The organism is Rhodococcus sp. GB-02, assembly GCF_053470465.1.
On the sequence record NZ_JBPUKE010000004.1, the window covers coordinates 609,573 to 629,781 of the forward strand.

17 protein-coding genes and 1 other RNA gene are annotated in these 20,209 nt (G+C 63.8%); 6 read left to right on the forward strand and 12 right to left on the reverse strand.

Annotated elements, in window-relative coordinates; translation table 11 throughout:
- Positions 1-16 precede the first annotated feature (16 nt).
- Both ACSW29_RS27585 and ACSW29_RS27590 read right to left on the reverse strand, forming a co-directional pair.
- On the reverse strand, positions 17-838 hold the full coding sequence (locus ACSW29_RS27585; RefSeq protein ID WP_448278815.1) for an alpha/beta fold hydrolase: 822 nt from the start codon (positions 836-838) through the stop codon (positions 17-19).
- Positions 839-1,024: 186 nt separating this feature from the next.
- The gene (locus ACSW29_RS27590; RefSeq protein WP_095969992.1) at positions 1,025-2,152 is read right to left on the reverse strand and encodes an NDMA-dependent alcohol dehydrogenase; all 1,128 of its coding nucleotides are present in this window, start codon (positions 2,150-2,152) and stop codon (positions 1,025-1,027) included.
- 175 nt (positions 2,153-2,327) lie between these two features.
- Here ACSW29_RS27590 and ACSW29_RS27595 point away from each other — a divergent pair, with 175 nt between their 5' ends.
- Positions 2,328-3,179, forward strand: coding sequence for a spermidine synthase (locus ACSW29_RS27595; RefSeq protein WP_448278816.1), 852 nt, complete (start codon positions 2,328-2,330; stop codon positions 3,177-3,179).
- A gap of 9 nt (positions 3,180-3,188) precedes the next feature.
- Here the strand turns inward: ACSW29_RS27595 and ACSW29_RS27600 are convergent, their stop codons facing one another.
- The 3 genes from ACSW29_RS27600 to ACSW29_RS27610 form a co-directional block, all read right to left on the reverse strand.
- Positions 3,189-6,203, reverse strand: a complete 3,015-nt coding sequence (locus ACSW29_RS27600; protein WP_317826310.1) for a bifunctional [glutamine synthetase] adenylyltransferase/[glutamine synthetase]-adenylyl-L-tyrosine phosphorylase — start codon at positions 6,201-6,203, stop codon at positions 3,189-3,191.
- Positions 6,200-7,540: a glutamine synthetase family protein gene (locus tag ACSW29_RS27605; protein WP_003941637.1), complete on the reverse strand. Its 1,341-nt coding sequence runs from the start codon at positions 7,538-7,540 to the stop codon at positions 6,200-6,202. The genes ACSW29_RS27600 and ACSW29_RS27605 overlap by 4 nt, the downstream gene beginning before the upstream one ends.
- A gap of 107 nt (positions 7,541-7,647) precedes the next feature.
- Positions 7,648-9,219: an alpha/beta hydrolase gene (locus tag ACSW29_RS27610; RefSeq protein WP_448278817.1), complete on the reverse strand. Its 1,572-nt coding sequence runs from the start codon at positions 9,217-9,219 to the stop codon at positions 7,648-7,650.
- Positions 9,220-9,426: 207 nt separating this feature from the next.
- On the opposite strand from ACSW29_RS27610, the gene panB reads away from it, so the two are divergent.
- Genes panB through pip form a run of 3 tightly spaced genes read left to right on the forward strand, consistent with a single transcriptional unit; the run spans position 9,427 to position 11,753 of the window.
- Positions 9,427-10,278, forward strand: a complete 852-nt coding sequence (panB, locus tag ACSW29_RS27615) for a 3-methyl-2-oxobutanoate hydroxymethyltransferase (protein ID WP_003941624.1) — start codon at positions 9,427-9,429, stop codon at positions 10,276-10,278.
- Between the two features lie 51 nt (positions 10,279-10,329).
- Positions 10,330-10,770 (forward strand): hypothetical protein, encoded by a 441-nt coding sequence (locus tag ACSW29_RS27620; RefSeq protein ID WP_448278818.1) that lies wholly within the window; start codon positions 10,330-10,332, stop codon positions 10,768-10,770.
- Positions 10,770-11,753, forward strand: a complete 984-nt coding sequence (gene pip / locus ACSW29_RS27625; protein ID WP_317826307.1) for a prolyl aminopeptidase — start codon at positions 10,770-10,772, stop codon at positions 11,751-11,753. The genes ACSW29_RS27620 and pip overlap by 1 nt, the downstream gene beginning before the upstream one ends.
- Before the next feature lie 4 nt (positions 11,754-11,757).
- On the opposite strand, the gene ACSW29_RS27630 is transcribed toward pip, so the two are convergent.
- The 3 genes from ACSW29_RS27630 to rnpB all read right to left on the reverse strand — a co-directional run bounded on the left by ACSW29_RS27630 (position 11,758) and on the right by rnpB (position 14,191).
- Positions 11,758-13,167, reverse strand: a complete 1,410-nt coding sequence (locus ACSW29_RS27630; protein WP_448278950.1) for an RNB domain-containing ribonuclease — start codon at positions 13,165-13,167, stop codon at positions 11,758-11,760.
- Between the two features lie 103 nt (positions 13,168-13,270).
- Positions 13,271-13,456: a hypothetical protein gene (locus tag ACSW29_RS27635; RefSeq protein ID WP_007735457.1), complete on the reverse strand. Its 186-nt coding sequence runs from the start codon at positions 13,454-13,456 to the stop codon at positions 13,271-13,273.
- Positions 13,457-13,776: 320 nt separating this feature from the next.
- Positions 13,777-14,191: RNase P RNA component class A (gene rnpB / locus ACSW29_RS27640), an RNA gene on the reverse strand.
- Between the two features lie 54 nt (positions 14,192-14,245).
- Between rnpB and ACSW29_RS27645 the strand changes: the two genes are divergently transcribed.
- Together ACSW29_RS27645 and ACSW29_RS27650 are read left to right on the forward strand one after the other, a co-directional pair.
- A complete protein-coding gene (locus ACSW29_RS27645) occupies positions 14,246-14,773 on the forward strand; it encodes a DUF1697 domain-containing protein (protein ID WP_448278819.1) in 528 nt (175 codons plus the stop codon).
- A gap of 28 nt (positions 14,774-14,801) precedes the next feature.
- A complete protein-coding gene (locus ACSW29_RS27650) occupies positions 14,802-16,037 on the forward strand; it encodes an SLC13 family permease (RefSeq protein WP_448278820.1) in 1,236 nt (411 codons plus the stop codon).
- Positions 16,038-16,066: 29 nt separating this feature from the next.
- Here the strand turns inward: ACSW29_RS27650 and ACSW29_RS27655 are convergent, their stop codons facing one another.
- The 4 genes from ACSW29_RS27655 to cobC all read right to left on the reverse strand — a co-directional run bounded on the left by ACSW29_RS27655 (position 16,067) and on the right by cobC (position 20,198).
- On the reverse strand, positions 16,067-17,191 hold the full coding sequence (locus tag ACSW29_RS27655; protein WP_448278821.1) for a bifunctional RNase H/acid phosphatase: 1,125 nt from the start codon (positions 17,189-17,191) through the stop codon (positions 16,067-16,069).
- Entirely contained in the window at positions 17,188-17,925 is a 738-nt protein-coding gene (locus tag ACSW29_RS27660; RefSeq protein ID WP_230813783.1) for a zinc ribbon domain-containing protein, read from the reverse strand. Before ACSW29_RS27660 ends, ACSW29_RS27655 begins: the two co-directional genes overlap by 4 nt.
- 108 nt (positions 17,926-18,033) lie before the next feature.
- Positions 18,034-19,167: a Nif3-like dinuclear metal center hexameric protein gene (locus tag ACSW29_RS27665; protein ID WP_448278822.1), complete on the reverse strand. Its 1,134-nt coding sequence runs from the start codon at positions 19,165-19,167 to the stop codon at positions 18,034-18,036.
- Entirely contained in the window at positions 19,164-20,198 is a 1,035-nt protein-coding gene (cobC, locus tag ACSW29_RS27670; RefSeq protein ID WP_448278823.1) for an Rv2231c family pyridoxal phosphate-dependent protein CobC, read from the reverse strand. Before cobC ends, ACSW29_RS27665 begins: the two co-directional genes overlap by 4 nt.
- Between the last annotated feature and the right edge of the window lie 11 nt (positions 20,199-20,209).

Genomic DNA, 20,209 nt, shown 5'->3' on the forward strand with positions numbered 1-20,209 from the left:
TTCCAACTCTCTGACGTCAGTCCTCGATGAAGGCGAGAATGTCCTGGTCGAGGGTCACCTGATACGAGCCGTGGATACCATGCGGTGCACCCGGATATACCTTCAGCGTGCCGTTCTTCACCAGCTTGATTGCTTTCTCCGCCGCCGCGCCGATCGGCACGATCTGATCGTCGTCCCCCTGAGCGATGAAGATCGGAACGTCGATGGCTTCGAGATCGGTAGTCTGGTCAGTCTCCGAAAATGCCTTGACGCAGTCGTAGGCCGCGGCAAGGTTGACCAACATCCCCTGTCGCCAGAAGTCGTCCTTCGCTCCCTGCGAGACATCGGAGCCTTCGCGGTTCGCACCATAGAAACTCTCGCTCAGGTCCTTGTAGAACTGCGATCGGTCTCGCAGAACTCCCTCACGAATGCCGTCGAACACCTCGATCGGTGTGCCTTCGGGGTTGCCGTCCGACTTGACCATGATCGGCGGAACGGCGCCGGCAGTAATCACCTTGGCGACGCGCCCTTTGCCGTACTGCGCCGCGTAGCGGACCACTTCCCCGCCGCCGGTCGAATGGCCGACCAGGATCAGATCCTTCAGGTCGAGGGTATCGATCAGCTCGGCCAGGTCCTTGGCATACGTATCCATGTCGTTGCCGGTGTACGTCTTCGACGAGCGGCCATGACCTCGTCGATCGTGCGCGATTGTCCGGTAACCTGCGTCGGCGAACAGCTTCATCTCGACCTGCCATGCGTCGGAACTCAGCGGCCACCCGTGGCTCAGGACGATCGGTCGGCCGATGCCGTGCTCGGTGTAGTAGATCTCGGTTCCGTCGGAGGTGGTGATGTAGGGCATGTTCCGCTCTTCTCTGTCGAGTCGTGGACTGAGGTCCGGACACGGTGCCCGGTTTCCTCACTCTGCGAGTGCCCACTACGGGGGCAGTCGAGTCATCGATCGACAGAAATCTGCGTGGGGCAGAAGACTCAGGCCCGGCACCACGGAGTGTGATGTCGGGCCGGACCTTCAGTCAAAGGGAAACGATCAGTAATCGTCCTCCGTGTAGACGATCATCCCGCGCAGGTTCTTTCCCTCCAGCATGTCGGCGTAACCCTCGTTGATCTCCTCGAGCTTGTAAGTCTTGGTCACCAACTCGTCGAGTTTGAGTGCGCCGCTTCGGTAGTGATCGAGCAACTTGGGAATCTGGGAGCGTGGCCCGACCCCGCCGAAGATGGCTCCCTGCAAACGCTTCTGCAGAAGGGTCAGCTCGAAGAGGCTGAGCGTCACCTGCGAATCCGCGTAATGCCCCATTCCGACGACCACTACCTGGCCACCCTTGCCCGTCGCACTGAGCGCGGGCTGAATGATGTCGCCGTGGATCTCGCCCACGGTGATCACGGTGACGTCGGCCATCTTGCCCCAGGTGATCTCGCCGATCACCGGTAGCGCTTCCTCGAGTGAGGCGAACGTATGTGTGGCGCCGAATTCCTTTGCCTTGTCGCGTTTGAACTCGACAGGATCGATCGCGATCACAAATCGCGCTCCGGCCGACGCCGCACCCTGTACCGAGTTGATTCCGACACCGCCGACGCCGACGACCACCACCGTGTCGCCGACCTTGGCTCCACCGATCGCGGTGGCCGATCCCCAGCCGGTAGCAACACCGCAGCCGAGCAAGGCCGCCTTGTCGAGCGGGATGTCCTTCTCGATTTTGATCACCGACGCCTCGTTGACAGTCACGTACGGCGAGAATGTTCCGAGCAGGCACATCTGGATGACCGGCTCGTCGTTGAGGGTGACGCGGTATGTCTTGTCGGAGATCGCCTGCCCGGTCAACAGGCCGGCTCCCTCGTCGCAGATGTTCTGTAGCCCCTTCGCGCAAGACGGACAACGTCCACACGCCGGGATGAACGCGAGAACCACGTGGTCGCCTTCTTCGACGCTCGTGACGCCCGGGCCGACCTTCGTCACCACTCCGGCGCCTTCGTGCCCGCCCAAGGCCGGGAAGAAGGGCAGCGGGCTGGCGCCCGTACGCAAATGTTCGTCCGAATGGCACAGTCCCGATGCGGCGAGTCGGACCTGTACCTCACCCGAGACCGGGTCGCCCAACTCGACCTCTTCGATCTCCCATGCCTGACCTGGCGCCTTGACTACCGCTGCCTTGACCTTCACCTGCACTCCTCGAAATTCTTCGTGATGCATGGACGACGAAAGAACGCGCCGGCATTTGTGTCACCGATCACACTCCAGGTACGAGTGTGCCTGAAGTAGCGCGAGAATACTGCCGGTCTGTGCGCCTTTTTGGTAGTGGGCGCTACCAAAAAGGCGCACGGCTAACATAGACACAGTGGCCAAGGGAACTCGCAAGACCAGAACTCGCAGCAGCACTCCCGAGCGAGGCGAATCCGGTCCCGTCGCCGGCACTTTCCCCATCGATACCGGGACGTGCGAACTTGTCCGCGACCAGTACTCCGACGACAGTTGGATCATCCAGATCAACGGAGTGCCCAGTTCCCACGTGAACGTCGCAGATCCCACGGTGCTCGATTTCGAATACATGCGGTGGATCGCGCATCTGGTCGATTCCGAACGTGACAAGGCCGAGCGTCTGCGGGTCCTGCATCTCGGCGGCGGTGCCTGCTCCATGGCCAGATACTTCGCCGCGACTTACCCCGAGGCACGTCAGGTGGTGGTCGAAATCGACGGAGCTCTGGCAGAACTCGTGCGCGATTGGTTCGACCTTCCGCGCGCACCACTTCTGCGCATTCGTGTCGGCGAGGCCCGCGCCGTCACGGAAACTCTCACCGAGTCCACCCGGGACATCGTGATTCGAGATGTCTTCGCCGGCAGCACAACTCCGGCACCGTTGACGACGGCACAATTCACCACCCACGTACGAGGCGTACTTGCCCCGGGCGGTATCTACATCGTCAACTGCGGCGACACCCCGGATCTGCAGGGCGCTCGGAGCGAGGCCGCGACCATCGGCGCACAGTTCGAACACATGGCGATCATTGCTGATCCCGCAATGCTCAAGGGTCGCCGCTACGGCAACATGATCATCGCGGGCAGCGACGTACCGATCGGCGGGCAACCCGCGCTCGCGCGCGAGCTACTCGGCGGCGGCGTTCCCGCCCATGTGTGGCAGGACACCGAAGTCCGCAAGTTCGCCGCGAACGCGGCGATTCGGCAGGACTGAGCGAAAGACCTACTCGCCGCCGAAGACCCTCTCCACCACAGCTTTTGCCCGTCGAGTGATGCGCAGGTAGTTGTCGAGGAACTCCCCTGCGTCGTCGCCGTATCCGGCGACCTGCGCCACGGCCGCGAGGACGCGTCCGGGGCCGGGAAGCTGATCGGTTGGCTTACCGCGGACCAGAACGAGGCAGTTGCGTGCCTTCGTTGCTGTGATCCAGGCGTCACGTAGCAGTTCGACGTCACCTTCGCTGAGCAGTTCCGCGGCGCCGATGGCGTCGAGAGTCTCCAGCGTCGACGTGTTGTGCAGCGACTCGATCCTGTCGGCGTGGCGCAGCTGCAGCAATTGCACAGTCCACTCGATGTCGGCCAGACCACCGCGACCCAGTTTGGTGTGCGTTGCCGGATCGGCTCCGCGCGGGAGCCTTTCGGAATCAACGCGCGCCTTGATGCGTCGGATCTCGCGCACCGCCGCGTCACTGACGCCGCCTTCGGGGTAGCGGGTCTTGTCGATCATGTGCAGGAACCGCAGTCCCAATTCAGGATCACCGGCCACCGGGTGCGCACGAAGGAGTGCTTGAATCTCCCACGCCTGAGCCCACTTCGCGTAGTACGCGTCGTAAGACTCGAGAGTGCGTACCATCGGTCCGTTCCGGCCTTCCGGGCGCAGTCCGGTGTCGACCTCGAGCGGTGGATCCGTACTCGGTGCCCCGAGCAGCTTGCGCACCTTGTCGGCAATGCTGTTGGCCCACTTGACCGCAACGGTCTCGTCGGCGCCCTCACGAGGTTCGCACACGAACAGCACGTCCGCATCGGATCCGTAGCCGAGTTCCCCGCCGCCCAATCGGCCCATGCCGATGACGGAGAAACTGGCCGGAGCCTCGGTCCCGAGTTCGGTAACGCTGGCCTTGATCACCGCGGAGAGCGACGCGTTGAGCACCGCAGCCCAGACCGACGACAGTGCCTTGCAGACCTCTGGAACATCAAGCATGCCGAGGATGTCGGCCGAAGCGATGCGTGCAAGTTCGTGTCGGCGCAGCGAGCGGGCCGCGGCAACAGCGCGATTCGGATCACTGTGTCGGCCGGAGGCGGTGAGGATCCCGCGAGCGACATCCTCGGGCTTGGGCTCGACCAGGCGCGGTCCGCTCGGTGAATCCGCGAACAAACGGATCACGTCGGGAGCCTTGATGAGCAGGTCGGGCAGGTACGCCGACGAGCCCAGCACGGTCATCAGACGCTCGGCGACCGCAGCCTCGTCACGGAGCAGGCGCAGGAACCACGTCTGATCGACGAGCGCATCCGAGAGCCTGCGGTATGCGAGCAGACCGGCGTCGGGATCCGGTGTGTCCGCGAGGGATTCGAGCAGAGTCGGCAGCAGGAGCGCTTGAATACGACCCTTACGCGAAGCGCCACTGGTCAGTGCAGTCAAATGTCCGAGTGCATGTTCGGGCGCCGTGTAACCGAGAGCGGCCAACTGCCGCACCGCGGCTTCGGGCCCCAGGACCAGCGCTTCCTTGTCCATCCGCGCCACCGATTCGAGAAGCGGGCGGTAGAACAATTTGGCGTGCAGGCGGCGAATACGATGCGAATTCCGCTTGATCTCGGCGCGCAGGACTCCGAGCGAATCCAGACGACCGTCGGGTCGCATGTGTGCGGCGCGCGCCAACCAGCGCAACGCCTCCTCGTCGTCCGGCGGTGGCAGAGTGTGCGTGCGCTTGAGCTTCTGCAACTGCAGACGATGCTCGAGCAGACGCAGGAATTCGTACGACGCGGTCAGGTTCGCGGCGTCGTCGCGGCCGACGTACCCTCCCGCGGCCAATGCGGTCAGTGCATCGACAGTGCTCTGCACGTGCAACGACCTGTCGGCCCGTCCGTGCACCAATTGCAGAAGCTGGACGGCGAATTCGACGTCGCGCAGGCTTCCGCGGCCGAGTTTGAGTTCACGCTCACGTAGTTCGGGGGGAACCATTTCCTCGACGCGTCGACGCATGGCTTGAACTTCGGGTACGAAATCCTCGCGCTCGGAGGCGATCCACACCATCGGGCTCATCGCCTCGAAGTACTGGCGACCCAGCTCCATGTCGCCCGTCATCGGACGAGCCTTGAGCAGCGCCTGGAACTCCCAGGTCTTGGCCCAACGCTTGTAGTACGTGATGTGGGATTCGAGCGAGCGAACCAGTTCTCCGCGCTTACCTTCGGGACGCAGCGCAGCATCGACCTCGAAGAATGCGGAGGTTCCGATACGCATCATCTCACCGGCAACGCGGCTTGCCGTCGCGTCGGCCGGTTCGGCGACGAACACGACGTCGACGTCGGAGACGTAGTTCAGCTCGCGCGCACCACATTTGCCCATGGCGATCACTGCGAGCCGGATCGGACAACTGCCCTCAGGGCACACCGTTGCGATGGCTACCGCGAGCGCAGCGGTCAGTGCAGCGTCAGCCAGGTCGGAAAGCTGATGCCCCACAGTCTGATACGGCACCACCGGTTCGTTCTCGACGGTCGCCGCGAGATCAGCCGCGGCCAGGAGCATCAGCTGATCCTTGTAGCTCTTACGCAGAGCAACAACAGCTTCCGGTCCGGTCACGGTGGCGCGGTAGGTCAGTGAGCCTTCGGTGGCGCCCTCGTCGAGGGTTGCACCCACGGCCTCGAGCAAGGCCGCAGTCGCCTCGTCCTTGGTCGGCAGAGCGGTGCCGTCGAGCAGTTTCCAGCCGATCGGATCTGCGGCCAGGTGATCGCCGAATGCCGACGACGCACCCACCAGCGCGAACAAACGGCCGCGCAGACTCTTGTCCTTGCGCAATGCCTGATCGAGTTCGCGCCACCCGTCGCCGAGCCCGTCCTTGATCCGCACAAGGGTGCGCAGAGCTAGATCGGCGTTCGCGGCACGCGAAAGCGACCACAAGAGTTCGATGCTCTCGGCGTCGACCCAGCCGAGCTGACGCAACTCGTCGGCGGCGGTGGGCTCGACCAGCCCGAGACGACCCGGTCCTGGAACTGCTGATCTCGCAGCGGGGGGTTTCACCGTCACAGACCGAGGTAGGTCTTGAGCTCGAACGGCGTCACGTGGCTGCGGTATTCCTCCCACTCACGACGCTTGTTGCGCAGGAAGAAATCGAAGACGTGCTCGCCGAGTGCTTCGGCCACCAGTTCCGACTTCTCCATCTCCCGCAGAGCGCTGTCCAAGTTGCTCGGTAGTTCCTTGTAACCCATGGCGCGACGCTCGGCGGAGGTCAACGACCACACGTCGTCTTCTGCCTCGGGTGGCAAGGTGTAGCCCTTCTCGATGCCACGCAGACCGGCAGCAAGCAGGACCGCGAAGGTCAGGTACGGGTTGCAGGCCGAGTCTGGGCTGCGGATCTCGACGCGGCGCGATGACGCCTTGTTGGGCGTGTACATCGGGACGCGGATGAGAGCCGATCGGTTGGACGGGCCCCACGACGCGGCGGTGGGAGCCTCTCCCCCGTGAACGAGCCGCTTGTACGAGTTGACCCACTGATTCGTGACCGCACTGATCTCGTTGGCGTGCTCGAGGATGCCGGCGATGAATGCCTTGCCGGTCTCGGAGAGCTGCATCGGATCGTCAGGATTGTGGAAGGCGTTGGTATCGCCTTCGAACAGGCTCATGTGGGTGTGCATCGCGGAGCCGGCCTGATCGCTGAACGGCTTGGGCATGAAGCTCGCCCGAACGCCTTCACCGATCGCGACCTCCTTCACGACGTACCGGAACGTCATGACGTTGTCGGCCATCGAGAGTGCGTCGGCGTAGCGCAGATCGATCTCCTGCTGACCCGGCGCGGCCTCGTGGTGACTGAACTCGACCGAGATGCCCATCGACTCGAGTGCGTCGATGGCATGGCGGCGGAAGTTCGGAGCCGAATCGTGGACGGCCTGGTCGAAGTATCCACCCGAGTCGGCCGGGATCGGCGGAGTACCGTCGATCGGACCGTTCTCCAGCAGGAAGAACTCGATTTCCGGGTGAACGTAGCAGCTGAAGCCCAAATCGCTGGCCTTGCTCAACTGGCGACGCAGGACGTGGCGTGGATCTGCCCACGACGGCGAACCGTCGGGCATCGTGATGTCACAGAACATGCGCGCGGAGTGCTGCGCACCGTCCTTGTGGGCCCACGGCAGGATCTGGAATGTCGAAGCGTCGGGCCGGGCGACGGTGTCGGCTTCGGAGACTCGCGAGAATCCCTCGATGGCAGAACCGTCGAATCCGATTCCTTCCTCGAAGGCACCTTCGAGTTCGGCGGGGGCGATCGCCACCGATTTGAGGTACCCGAGAACATCGGTGAACCACAAGCGGACAAACCGAATGTCGCGCTCTTCCAGGGTACGAAGCACGAATTCTTTTTGGCGATCCATGCACGCGAGACTAAGCAAGCCACGTTAAATCTGTGTTACATCAGTGGTCCCGGTCAACAGAGTGATTGGTCACCATCGAATAGGCGCAGCGTACGGCGTCGCGCCGGCTAACATGTGAGACCTTCTTCCGGGGCCTTCAAGTAAACGAAGTAGTCGACAACGGCATCGTCGACGCAGGAGTTTCCGTCCAGAACCACCGTGTGCTGGGTTCCGTCGAACGTGATGAGGGCGGCGCCCAACTGCTTCGCGAGATCCAATCCGGCCTGATACGGCGTCGCCGGATCCTGCGTCGTGGATACGACGACCAGCTGCGGCAGACCGGCATCGGCGAGCGCCTGGGGGTCGAGCGCGTGGGGGCTGCCGGTTGCCGGAACGGGCCAGAACGCGCACAGGTCGAGTGGCGCTTGACCGGTCCCCCGTCCGTCGTCGAGGAACGGCGCCGCCTCGCGGTACCGAGTGTCGGATTCGCCGGCCTCGGCGCGGTCGGTGGTTGCCGGATCGTCCACGCAGCGAATGGCGTTGAACGCGTCGTTGATGTTGGAGTAGCTGCCGTCGTCCTCACGGCCTTCGTACATGTCGGCGAGATTGAGCAGCGAGTCGCCGCGTCCGTCGGCCAGACTCGACAGGCCCCCGCGCAACGGAGTCCACAACTGCGGCGAATACAGAGCCTGCTGGACGCCGGTGATCGCGTCGGAATAGCTCAGCCCGCGTGGGTCGGTGGTCTCCGCCGGCTTCTCGATCAACGGATCGACGAGAGCCTGGAAGCGTGTCTGCGCCTGAGCCGGATCATCACCCAGCGGGCAGTCGGTTCGCGAGACACAGTCGGCGACAAAAGCGTCGAAAGCGCCTTGGAAACCCTGCCCCTGCAAGACCACCTCGTCGACGGGATCCTGCTCGGGGTCGAGGGCTCCGTCGAGGACCATCGCTCGAACGTTCTGCGGAAAGGTCTCGGCGTAAGTGGATCCGAGCCGGGTGCCGTACGAGAACCCGAGGTAGTTCATCTTCGGATCGCCGAGAACTCCCCGAATGACGTCCATGTCCCGCACTACCTCGTAGGTACCGACGTGGGCGAGGAACTCCGTACCCGTCCGCTCGGCACACTTGGCGGCGTAGTCCTTGCTGTCAGCCTCGGCGAGGGCGATACCTTCCGGCGTCATGTCGACGTTGACCTCTGCGCGCTCCGCATCGATCTCCTCCGGCGTCAGACACCGCACCTGCGGGGTCGACGCACCGATTCCCCGCGGATCGAAACCGATCATGTCGAAGCGTTCCTGCAATTCGGTGCCCGAACCCGACGTCGCCATCGACAGCCCGGACCCACCCGGTCCGCCCGGGTTCAGCAACAGCGAACCGATGCGGTCACCGGTGGCCTTCGAACGCGAGATCACCACCTGCGCGGTGTCGCCGCTCGGCTTCGCATAGTCGACGGGAACGCTCACCTTCGCGCAGTCGACCCCTCGCCCCAGCGGCGCAGTTCCTTCTTCGACAAATTGGTCGCACGAACCCCAGTCGAGCGTCTGCTCGTAGAATTTCTCCAGGCCGGACGGCACCGCGGACGCGGCAGAACCAGCAGGTTCCACTGATTCGGGAGTGCCTTCCGAACTGGTGCAACCGACAACCAACACGAGCACTGCTGCGCTTCCGACGAGGGCACCGGAGAGGCGAACGAACTTCGACATGCCATCGATGGTGCCAGGAAACCTCCGTAGCCAGCGGTTCGCCTCGGTTCGGCACCTAACTGGTACGCGCGCGGTGATGTGACCCATTGCACCCCGTCAACTATTCGTGTCGGCGATGTCCGGTGGCAGACTGAACACGTCATCACCCACACCCGGGGACCCGAAGGCGATCAACGCTCAGGGCCTCGAGGCCAGAAAGGGACAACGATGTCCGAAACACCTCTCTATGGTTCTGTACCCACTGCAAGTTCTACCGACGCACCGAAGCGGAAGACGCGCATTCACCACCTCGCCGAGATGAAGCAGAACGGCGAACGCTGGTCGATGCTCACCGCCTACGACTACTCGACGGCACGCATTTTCGAAGACGCAGGCATCCCGGTGCTGCTCGTCGGCGACTCTGCCGCCAACGTCGTCTACGGCTACGACACCACCGTGCCGATCACCGTCGACGAACTGCTCCCGCTCGTGCGTGGCGTGGTTCGCGGTGCCCCGCACGCACTCGTCGTCGCCGACCTCCCATTCGGCACCTACGAGGGTTCCGCCGAGCAGGCCCTTGCGACTGCGACACGGTTCATGAAGGAAGGCCTCGCGCACGCCGTCAAACTCGAGGGCGGCGAGCGGATGAGCAAGCAGATCGCGGCTATCACCTCAGCCGGCATCCCCGTCATGGCTCACGTCGGATTCACCCCGCAGAGTGTGAACTCGCTCGGCGGTTTCCGCGTCCAGGGTCGTGGCGACGCGGCCGAGCAGCTTGTGGCGGACGCCATTGCAGTTCAGGAAGCCGGGGCTTTCTCCGTCGTCATGGAAATGGTCCCGGCCGAGATCGCGGGCCAGGTCAGCCGCAAACTCACCATCCCCACCGTCGGCATCGGGGCCGGTTCCGAATGCGACGCTCAGGTACTCGTCTGGCAGGACATGGCGGGTTACACGAGCGGTAAGACGGCCAAGTTCGTCAAGCGTTTCGGTAACGTCGGTGACGAACTGCGTTCCGCAGCCGCAGCCTATGCATCAGAAGTTCGCACTGGCGCTTTCCCGGCCGCAGAACACAGTTTCTGATCCGAGACCGGCGAACGCCGCCTGTCTCTCAACCAGCCAGGGGTGCGTTCAATGATCGGTAACCGTCGAAGTTTCACTGCCGCAGCTGTAGTCGGCGCGGCAGCTCTCGTCACGGTGCTGAGCGGATGCGCGGGAGGGTCCACCAACTCTCCCGCGCCCAGCAGCACTACGCCCGCGAGTTCCACCACGACGGCGCCGGCAACAACGTCCGCGTCCGGCACGACCTTCACCGACGCGCAGGTCCAGCAGTTGTGCTCGGATATGGAAGGGCAGCTGCAGAACTGGCGTACTGTCACCCCGACGCTCGGCAAGGGCGGACTGAACACGATCGTCATCACGTGGGCGACGCAGAACGGCATCAACCTGCTCGATCTCGCCCAGAACCGCGAAAGTATCGACGCGGCAACCTCGGCCGCGTGCCCCGACGTCCGCACCGGTGCAATTTCCGCACTCGAAATCCCCGATCTCGCCTCCGGCCTGGTGGGCTTCTGATGACCGAAACATCAGCACAGCCGTCTGCTCGTCGGAATCTCTATCCTCCGATCGAGCCGTTTGTGACCGGTTTCCTCGACGTCGGTGACGGCCAGAGCATGTACTGGGAAGTGAGCGGAAATCCGGACGGCAAGCCGGTGGTGTTCCTGCACGGCGGTCCCGGCGGCGGCGCGCAACCGGCGGTGCGGCAGTTCTTCGATCCGGCTGCCTACCGCATCGTTCTACTCGACCAGCGCGGCTGCGGTCGATCCACCCCGCACGTAGCCGACGGCGCAGATCTGTCGGTGAACACGACGGACAAGCTGCTGGGCGACATCGAAGCCCTGCGTGAACATCTTTCGATCGACAAGTGGATGGTCTTCGGCGGGTCCTGGGGTTCCACACTGTCCATCGCCTACGCCGAGGCGTTTCCCACGCGTGTCACGGAACTGGTCCTGCGCGGGATCTTCCTCCTGCGTCGCAGCGAAATCGACTGGTATTACAACGGCGGCGCGGGAAACATCTTCCCGGAGCGCTGGGACAAATTCCTCGAACCGGTACCCGAGGCGCAGCGCGGCGAAGACCTCGTCGCCGTCTATCACCAACTGCTCCATTCCGAAGACCCCGACGTCGCGGCCCGCGCAGCCATCGCCTGGTCTGCCTGGGAAGGATCGACAAGCTACCTGTACCCACAGGCCGACAAGATCGAACAGAACTCCGAGACCAGGTTCGCCTTGGCCTTCGCCCGCATCGAGAACCACTACTTCGTCAACGGCGGGTTCTTCGACGAGAACCAACTCCTACGCAAAAGCTCCGCACTGCAGGGCATTCCGGGGACGATCGTCCAGGGCCGCTACGACGTCGTCTGCCCGGCCACCAGCGCCTGGGCGCTGCACAAGGCGTGGCCCGAATCCAAGCTCGTGATCGTCGACGACGCCGGACACTCCGCCATGGAGCCCGGCATCGTGCATCACCTGGTGGAAGCCACCGATTCTTACCGGTAACTCCCTACGCCGGGAATGTGAATTCCACCGTCCGTTTGACGGTGTCGACGGCGGTGAGCCGCACCTTCGCGCGCTCACCGTCGTCGGGCGTTCCGACGCATTTCGCGATCACCGCGACCGACGGGACAAATACTTCCGCCGAGCGCTTTCCATCTTTGGCGCGCATCACTACCGCGTCGAAAACCTCGCCGACCCGGCCGTCGAGCAAGGTGGACTCGGTGAGATCGATGCACGCGCGGTCGACCTTGTTCGCCAGTGAGTCGGATCCACTCATGATGTCGGGCAACTCGGGAAGGGCGGTGCGCGCCCATTCCGGTACCGGCGTACCAGCTGTGATCGCCAGACACACCTCGGTGCTGAAGCGATCGGACAAGCGCCGCAGCGGAGCCGTCACGTGAGCGTAGGGCGCTCCGATCCCCGCATGCACCGTCAACTCCGGTAGTCGGCCGTCGAAGGCCGCGTAGTCTGCGCCGCGCAGCAACGACGGCGCAACCGACATCAGTGCCATCGTCGACGGCTCGTTGGAGTCGAGGCCGGCAAGAATCTGCCCGACGCTTTGCCCCTCCGGCCACGTGATACCCAGCGCCACTGCAGTTCTCCGCAGGGTCTGCACGGCAGACGTCTCGGCTGGAGGAAGAGTGCGAAGCAACCCGATACCTGCGTCGATCATCATGCGCCCGGCGCACATCCCCGTGAGCAGCGAGACTTCTGCGTTCCAGTCGTCAGCTTCGGTGCGTGGCTCCAACTCGATCCGCCAGCGAACCGGGGACTCGTCCTCTGGCTGCTCTCGAACCACTGACTGCTCGGGCAGTTTCAGCTCGATGGCGCCCCTGGCAACCGCCGAGGCACTGCGCAATCGTCCGAACTCCGGTAGTGCGGCTATCGACGGGTGCAAGGTGCCCGAATCCGCGTCGCACTGCACGGTCGAATAGTCCAGACGCGCCACCGATTTCACCAGAGCGCGTCTCACCTGCCACGACGTGGGCTCGGCTTGGGCATCCAACTCGATACGCCACAGCACGGCGGGGCGAACCACGTCCGGCAGCAGACTCGCCGATCCCTCCGACAACGCTCGAGGATGCAGCGGAACGGAACCATCCGGGAGATAGAAGGTTTGGCCACGCTTGCGGGTTTCGATGTCGAGCGCACCACCTGGCGTCACCACCGCCGCGACGTCGGCGATCGCGTAGTGCACGACGTACCCGGTCGAGGTCTTCTCGATGTGCACTGCCTGGTCGAGGTCCATCGATCCGGGAGGGTCGATGGTCGCGAAGGCGATACCCGTTTCGTCGACACGCCCGGCACTGAAACGATCCACGGCATTCTCGGCCTCGGCCTGCGCCGCGGCCGAGAATGCTCCTGGCAAGTCGAACTCCGCCCGAACCACTCCGAAGTCGATTCCCTGCACCATCATTCGACTTGCGGGCACGCATCCTCCATGATCGGTTCGGGCCGGTGTAGCAGCTGTACCGGTTCCAGTTGTTCCAGTTGTTCCAGTTGTTCCAGTTGTTCCAGTCTCAGTTGTTCCAGTCTTCGTCTGCCCGATCGGCGGCTTTGTTGCGTTCGGCAGCGATCTTCAATGCATGCTCGGCAGAGTCCCGATCAGGGTACGGCCCCATCCTCGTCAGCGAGGACGCACCCTTTCCCTGCGTGACGGAACCGTCGGACACGTCGAAGTACCAGAGTCGATCTTCATCAGTCATATCCACAGTGTGACATCAGAGTGAGATAGAAGCTTGTAGATCGCTGTGAGACTGATATTCTTTCTACTTGGCCTGGCAGGTGAGAACCGGACATTCGAACGGTGAGTTCTGCTTGAATGCCCAACACAAGCTACGAACAGAAAATGGAGTGCGCATGTCCGCAATTCTTTACGATTACCTCCTCCCGCTCATGGGCCATGACGCGGCAACGTACTGGGCTACGCTGCTGGTCATCAAGCCTGTCTGACAGCTTCTCGAACAAAAGAAGACCCCCACTGATCCGGTGGGGGTCTTCTTTTTCTCACTGTGCAGATCGCGGGCGGACGAGTCGGCGTGTAAGCCGGATCCTGTCCTGCGGCACCGAAGTGCCGAGTGGCGACCATCCATCTGGGCACACCGTCGCCGGGTGCCTCGAGCGGTTCACCCGCAGGCTCGGGCGAGCAGCCCTCGAACACCTGCGCAGCCGCACCGCGAGCGATGCGACCTTCAACCTTGCTCCGGGCGGGGTTTACCTAGCCACCCCGGTCACCCGAGGTGCTGGTGCGCTCTTACCGCACCGTTTCACCCTTACCTGCCTCGAAAGGCAGGCGGTCTGTTTTCTGTGGCACTGTCCCGCGAGTTGCCTCGGGTTGCCGTTAACAACCGCCCTGCTCTGTGGAGTCCGGACTTTCCTCGGCCCCAGGCCTGTGCGCGGTACGCGCTGGTTCCAGAAGCCGCGGCCGCCCGGCCAACTCGTCCGCCCCCGTATGCTACCGGGCGCCTGTCGGTGGCCGGCACTATGGTCACCTTATGACTCGGTACGTGGCCCTGCTACGCGGTATCAACGTGGGCGGCATCAACATCAAGATGGTGGACCTCGTGGGAGTCTTCACCGACCTCGGGTTCGAAGGCGTGAAAACCGTCCTGGCCTCCGGAAACGTGCTGTTCGACAGTCCGAGCACCGACATACCTTCTCTGAAGAAGAAGATCGAATCCGCCCTGGCCCGCGAGTTCGGCTACGAGGCTTGGGTATTCGTCCTCGACGTCCCGGCACTGCAGGCGATCGTGGACAACTATCCGTTCGACCGCCAACGTGAAGGTTGGCACGCGTACGCGATGGTTGCCTCCGAGCCGGCCGTGCTCGAGGAATTGAGCGCTGCGGCAGCGCAACTCGATGCATCGGTCGAACGGGTCGCGGCCGGCGACGGGGTCGTGTATTGGGAGGTCGAGAAGGGCCAGACTGTCAAGAGCGCGTTCGGCAAGAACACCGGCAAACCGAAGTTCAAGGCGTTCACGACAACCCGAAACCTGAACACGCTTTACAAACTGCTCAAATGACGGTCGCCCCGACACGGAGCACCAACGCGTGACTCTTCTACCGATCCTGCTCGTCGCCCTCGTCCTCGTCTTCGCGATAGTGCGTCCACGCGGGCTTCCCGAGATCGTCATCGCCGGGCCGGCAGCCGTCGTCGTTCTCCTGACCGGCGTCGTCACTCTCGACGAAGCCCGCGAAGAACTGACGAGTATGGCGCCTACCGTCGTGTTCCTGGTGGCCGTGCTGGTTCTCGCTCACGCCGCTGACGCTCTCGGTGTCTTCCGCTGGGTCAGCCAGGTCCTGCAGCAAAGATCCCTCGCCGATCCGCACCGGCTGCTGATCTATGTGTTCGGCGCCGCTGCCCTGACCACGGCGGTCCTGAGCCTCGACGCCACCGTCGTGCTGCTGACACCCGCGGTGATCGCGGCCGCACGATCCATCGGGGCAAGTCCCCGGCCGCATTCGTATGCCAGCGCACACCTGTCGAATTCGGCGTCGACCCTGCTGCCGGTGTCCAACCTGACAAACCTCATCGCTTTTGCCGCAACAGGTTTGACGTTCTTGCACTTCACCGCGTTGATGGCGTTGCCGTGGGTCGTGACGATCGCTGTCGAATATCTGATCTTCCGACTGTTCTTCCGATCCGAACTCGTGCGGGACGACAGCGCAGATCCGCCTGAGGCAGCCAGATCTGCGCCTGCGCCGATTCTGCCGCTGACGGTGATCGGACTGACGCTGCTCGGTTTCGCGGTTTCGGGTTTCTTCGGGATCGAACCCGCCTGGATCGCTGTGGTGGGTGCGAGTGTTCTGGGAGCGATCGCGCTGGCTCGGCACCGTACGACCGCCGCCAAGATGCTCTACGCTGCCGACCTCTGGTTCTGCGCATTCGTCCTGGTTCTCGGGATCATCGTCGCCGGAGTCGCGAACGGGCCGGTGGGCGAATGGATTGCGCAGATCCTGCCAGGCGACACCAGCTACGGCTCACTGCTCTTTGTCGCCGCTGTAGCGGCGGTTGCGTCCAATCTCGTCAACAACTTGCCGGCAACCTTGCTGATGATCTCAGCGCTCGGAACGGCGGCACCTCCAACTCTGGTGCTTGCGATGTTGATCGGCGTCAACCTCGGCCCCAACCTCACCTACGTGGGCTCTCTCGCGACAATGCTCTGGCGACGAGTTGCCACCAGCGCGGGCGCACCGCCCGCGCTGGCGACCTTCACTCTGCTCGGGATCATCACGACGCCACTGACGCTGCTCGCCGCCGTGAGTGCCTTGTGGTTGGTGATCTGATCAGAGGCTGATCAGCCGTCGGGGCTCCTTCAGCGAAGATGTGACGTGTCGTTGACCAACCGGACCGAGGCTCCCCCGTCGGGATAGAACTCGGTGATGCTCAGCGACGCCAGATCCAGATGCAAGCGGTACAGCAACGACGGCCCGGCATCGAGCGCCAACTGCACCAAAGTCTTGATCGGGGTGACGTGAGAGACGACCAACAGAGTTGCGCCGCGGTAGGTCGAGATCAGGTCGTCGCGCGCGGCGACGACTCGTTCTCGCACCTCGTCGAAACTCTCGCCGCCGGGTGGCCGCACCGAAGTGTCCGAGAGCCATTCGCGATGCAGGTCCGGGTCGCGCTCGGCTGCCTCGCGGAACGTGAGTCCGTCCCAGTCGCCGAAATCGGTTTCGATCAAACCCTTGTGCTCGACGACGGGAAGACCGAGCACGCGGGCCGATGCCTCTGCCGTCTCACGGGTTCTGCCGAGGGGTGAGCAGACGATGGCGTCGATACCGCCTCGGTTACCGAAGCGTCCGGCCGCGCCGGAAGCCTGCGCGCGGCCCAGTTCCGTGAGCTCCGGATTCCCTCGTCCGGAGTACCGGCGATCGACCGACATCGCTGTCTGTCCGTGACGTAGCAACAACATTCGCGTCGGCTTACCGGTGGTGGCGATCCATCCTGGAGAGCCGGCGATCTGAGGCTCCGACGTCTCTTCGGACGGCGCTGCGGGTACACCTGGTGCGGGGGCCGCGGTTTCGATGCCGGCAGCAGCGTCCATCGCCTCGTTGGCAAGACGATCGGCATGAGAATTCTCCGCGCGCGGAATCCACGTGTAGGTCACTCGTGAGAACTGCGTCGCCAACTCGGCCGCACGTCGCTGCAGCGGAATCATGTCCGGGTGCTTGACCTTCCAGCGCCCGGACATCTGCTCGACGACCAATTTGGAGTCCATGCGGACGTCGACCGTCGACGCGCCGAGTTCACCGGCAGCGGTCAACCCGGCGATCAGTCCGCGGTACTCGGCGACGTTGTTGGTCGCGATTCCGATGCTTTCCTTACGTTCGGCCAACACCGAGCGAGAGGCGTCGAACACCACAGCTCCGTAGCCGGCCGGACCGGGATTGCCCCGCGATCCACCGTCGGCCTCGACGATGACCTGCGAGAGACTCACAGACCGGACTCCTTGGTACGCACCATGATTGCACTGCATTCAGGGCAACGAACGACGACGTCGGCCGGTGTCGCGGCGATTCGGGAGATCTCACCGCGGTCGATCTCGATCCGGCAAGCGCCACATCGGCGGGCCTGCAGTAGCGCTGCGCCCGGTCCGCCCAGGCTGCGCTGCTTCTCGTACACCGCGAGGAAATCGGCGGGGAATTCGCCGACGAGTCGTTCACGATCGGCGGCGCAACGCTCCTGCGCCTTGTCCAGATCAGCGACGGCATCGTCGCGGCGACGCTTGGCGTCGATCAGTTCTTCTTCGGCCTGGGAGAGCTGGGCACCGGCGTGATCGTGATCGGCCTGCAACGCCTCACGCTGCTCCATCACTTCGAGCAACTCGTCTTCGAGGAGTCCTTGGCGCCGAACCAGGCTGCCGAGTTCGTGTTCGAGTTCGGTGAGCTGCTTCGCGCCGACCGACCCACTCTGCAACAGCGTGCGGTCACGATCTTCGCGCTGACGAACAGCGTCGACCTCGCCCTCGAGCTTGCGGATGTCGCGATCGATGTCGTCGATCTGGATTTCGACGGCGACGGACGCATCTTTACGGCTGATTCGCTCGGCCTCGAGACGTTCGACTTCCTGCTGCTCGGGAAGCGCTCCGCGTCGGTGGGTGATCCGAGTGAGCTCAGCATCCACCCCGGCGAGGTCGAGAAGCTTGGACTGCACCTGTGGTTCGACGTTCACGCTGTATAACTCCTGCTGTAAGTCCGATGTCGGCAGTGCTCGCGAAGGACGGCTCTCGAAGAACTGCTCTTGAATTGTTCGTGCAACCGTACCTTGCAGAGCGCTGCGCTAATGCGCACTCAAACACCACGGATCGGTGCGAATTGTCGAAACCCGGCTTTCCCACCCCGGATTGTCGGCAAACGCGGCATCGAGCACAGATTTCGCCTGTGCGCACCACGGGTACTCGCTCGCCCAGTGTGCGACGTCGACCAGTGCCGGGCCACCGGCGCGAAGATGCTCGTCCGCGGGATGATGCCGCAGGTCCGCAGTGACGTAGACGTCGGCGCCGAGTGCCGCCACCACGTCCAGATACGAGTCGCCGGAACCGCCGCAGACCGCCGCGGTATGAACGGTCGCGTCTGGATCTCCAGCGGCGCGAACGCCCCACTCGGTCGATGGCAGTGAGCGCGCCACTCGCGCAGTGAACTCCCGCAAGGTTTCGGGGTGGTCGAGCTCACCCAACCGCCCAAGTCCGAGTGAACTGGGGAACGCTGCGAGTTCGAAGACGTCGAAGGCCGGTTCCTCGTACGGGTGGGCCGTACGCAATGCGCCCAGCACCGCGCTTCGCTTTCCGCGCGGGGCAATCACTTCCACACGATCCTCGCGAACCTGCTCCACAGCGCCGACAGTTCCGATCGTCGGATTCGCTCCGTCGGCGGGCAGGAACTGCCCCGTACCGGTGACGGTCCAACTGCACTGGCTGTAGTCACCGATCCGCCCAGCGCCGGCCTCGAAAAGTGCATCCCGCACGGGCGATGCATTCTCCTCCGGAACCATGACGACCCACTTGTCGAGCGGCTGCGTCGGCTTGGGTTCGATCGGACGCAACACGGTCAGGCCCAGAGCCTGCGCCAACGCGTCGGACACTCCGGGGTCGGCGGAGTCCGCATTGGTGTGCGCCGAGAACAGCGCACACCCAGCCTTGATGAGTTTGTGGACCAGCGCACCCTTGGGCGTGTGAGCACCGACGGTGTCCACCCCACGCAGCAGCAGCGGATGGTGAACGACCAGAAGGTCGGCACCGGTGGCGATGGCGTCGTCGACCACTGCCTCGGTCGGATCCACCGCGAAAACCACTCGCGTCACGGCGTCGGCCGGATCGCCGCAGACCAGACCGACCGAATCCCACGATTCCGCCAGGGCCGGCGGATACGCGGATTCCAGCACGGCTATGACGTCCGCAAGAGTTGGGCAGCTCACAAGATCTCCTTCATCGCTTCGATCAGTACCGAAACCTGCTCGGCTGGCCGGACGGCCACACGCAACTGATCCGGGCCGAGTCCGGGAAAGGTGTCGCACCGGCGGACGGCGATACCGCGGGCACGCAGGTGCTCTCGCATCGTGGCGCCGTCACGGACGTCGATGAGCACGAACGGCCCCGCTGCGGGTTCGTGCACGGCAATCCCGATCTCGGTCAGTCGCCGGGACATGTCTTGGCGGTCCGCGGCAATCACTTCGGCTTTGATCCTCGACTGCTCGACCGCGAACGGTTCGCAGCATGCCGTGATGGCTTCGATCTGCAGACTGCCCAATGGCCAGTGGGCTCGGCCGTGGGTGAGTCGAGCCAGAAGATCCGGAGAGCCGATCGCGTACCCACACCGCAATCCGGCGAGCGCCCACGTCTTGGTCAGGCTCCGAAGCACCAGTACATCCGTCGACTCGACACCGGCGACGCTCTCCGCTTCGCCGGGGACCGCGTCGCCGAAGGCCTCGTCCACCACCAGGATCCGGCCCGGCCGACGCAATGCCAACACATCGGCCTTGGGGTGAAGCACGGACGTCGGGTTGGTCGGATTGCCCAGAACGACAAGGTCCGCGGATTCGGGTACTTGTGCGGTCCGAAGCTCGAACGGCGGCTCCAGAATCACCTGTGTCACCGGTACACCGGCCTCTCGCAGCGCCAATTCAGGCTCGGTGAAGGACGGATGGATCAGTGCTGCCGAGCGAGAATCCAGGCGCGGCAACATCGCAAAACCCTCGGCACCGCCAGAGAGCAGCAAGACCTCTTCGGGTCGACGCCCATGCCGCTGCGCGACGGTTTCGCGCGCCTTTAGTTCCGCAGCAGCCGACGGATACGAACCGAGCGTCGACAACCGCGCTGCCAGCCGATTCCGCAGCCACTGCGGTGGGCCGGCACCTTGAACGTTGACGGCAAAATCGAGTAACCCGGGCTCGGCTTCGACATCTCCGTGATGTCGCAAGCTCTCCAGGTCAACCGTTCCGGTACTCACCCGGCCAGCCT

Excerpts from the sequence above, each read along its gene's own strand:
- pip (WP_317826307.1), top strand. The coding sequence starts at position 10,770 with ATGACCGAAACATCAGCACAGCCGTCTGCTCGTCGGAATCTCTATCCT.
- ACSW29_RS27630 (WP_448278950.1), bottom strand. The coding sequence starts at position 13,167 with ATGATGGTGCAGGGAATCGACTTCGGAGTGGTTCGGGCGGAGTTCGAC.
- ACSW29_RS27585 (WP_448278815.1), bottom strand. The coding sequence starts at position 838 with ATGCCCTACATCACCACCTCCGACGGAACCGAGATCTACTACACCGAG.
- ACSW29_RS27620 (WP_448278818.1), top strand. The coding sequence starts at position 10,330 with ATGATCGGTAACCGTCGAAGTTTCACTGCCGCAGCTGTAGTCGGCGCG.
- ACSW29_RS27645 (WP_448278819.1), top strand. The coding sequence starts at position 14,246 with ATGACTCGGTACGTGGCCCTGCTACGCGGTATCAACGTGGGCGGCATC.
- panB (WP_003941624.1), top strand. The coding sequence starts at position 9,427 with ATGTCCGAAACACCTCTCTATGGTTCTGTACCCACTGCAAGTTCTACC.
- ACSW29_RS27610 (WP_448278817.1), bottom strand. The coding sequence starts at position 9,219 with ATGTCGAAGTTCGTTCGCCTCTCCGGTGCCCTCGTCGGAAGCGCAGCA.
- ACSW29_RS27635 (WP_007735457.1), bottom strand. The coding sequence starts at position 13,456 with ATGACTGATGAAGATCGACTCTGGTACTTCGACGTGTCCGACGGTTCC.
- ACSW29_RS27605 (WP_003941637.1), bottom strand. The coding sequence starts at position 7,540 with ATGGATCGCCAAAAAGAATTCGTGCTTCGTACCCTGGAAGAGCGCGAC.